Origin of the sequence: Stenotrophomonas sp. CASM106 (genome assembly GCF_049384825.1) — a bacterium.
Classification (GTDB): Bacteria; Pseudomonadota; Gammaproteobacteria; order Xanthomonadales; family Xanthomonadaceae; genus Stenotrophomonas; species Stenotrophomonas muris.
The window spans coordinates 1-925 of the sequence record NZ_JBMRFS010000024.1 but is presented as its reverse complement, the minus strand read 5'-3'; the positions used below and the strand labels follow the sequence as shown (position 1 = coordinate 925).

At 60.9% G+C, this 925-nt stretch carries 1 protein-coding gene; it reads right to left on the bottom strand.

Features of this window, described 5'->3' with window-relative positions; genetic code table 11:
* A partial coding sequence (locus tag VG556_RS22320) for an IS110-like element ISStma6 family transposase (RefSeq protein ID WP_279923344.1) occupies positions 1–704 on the bottom strand: 704 nt, incomplete at its 3' end.
* Between the last annotated feature and the right edge of the window lie 221 nt (positions 705–925).

The following is a 925-nucleotide window of genomic DNA, read 5'->3' as shown; positions in this document are numbered from 1 at the left end:
CGCCGTTGGCCCTGCCAGGTGCCACTTTCGCGGTTCATCGGGGCCAGCCCCACCAGCGACGCTATGGCTTTGCTTCCCAAGCTGCCCAGTTCGGGCAACTCGCTGGCCAGTGTGCTGATCAGGATGGGGCCGACGCCTTTGAGCGCGCCGATGTTCTTCCAGCCAGGCTGTCCCTCAAGCTGCTCGGCAATAGCTTTGTCCAGTTGCTTCAGGTCGTCAGATAGCTGAGCTATATAGCGTTGCTTCATCGCAATCAGATCCGGATCGACCAATCGCCGCAAGCGCTGCATCTCACTGACCCGCATCTGCACCAGATGCCTGCGGCATTGCGCAAATTCAGCCAGACGCTGCTGCCAAGGGGCAGGCGGTACGTAGCGGGTCAGCGGTAACAAATGGGCCATCTGCGCCAGCACTGTCGCATCGAGCCGATCGGTCTTTGCGGCACGGCCTGTGCCTTGGGCAAATCGCCGTGCACGCGCCGGATTGATTCGCACCATCGGCAGGCCGGCGGCGTGCAATACATCCAGAGCAGCACGCTCGTAACCCCCGCTTGCCTCAAGAACGACCTGCTTGATCGGCCACGTCTTCAGCCACCGAATTAAGCGTACAAACCCGCGCTTGTCGTTGCTGAATTGGCGAAACTGCTCTCCATGGACGGCCACATCCAGCGTGGCTTTGCTCACATCAATCCCGATCCCAAACATGGCAGAACTCCGCTAGGCTGACAGGGTCGAGAGCTCTCCCCGCTTGCCCAGTCTTATCAGTTCGAGCGCCAACTCAACCAACTGTTCGGGCGGTTCAGGGAGAATCCGGCGTGGGGACCCAAGCTACTTCTCGGTCGCAAGACCTGGATCCACACGGTCGCCCACGCCGGGCTCTCGGCCCCCAAGGTGCCAGATCGGCAAGAGATAAGATCCACGCCATG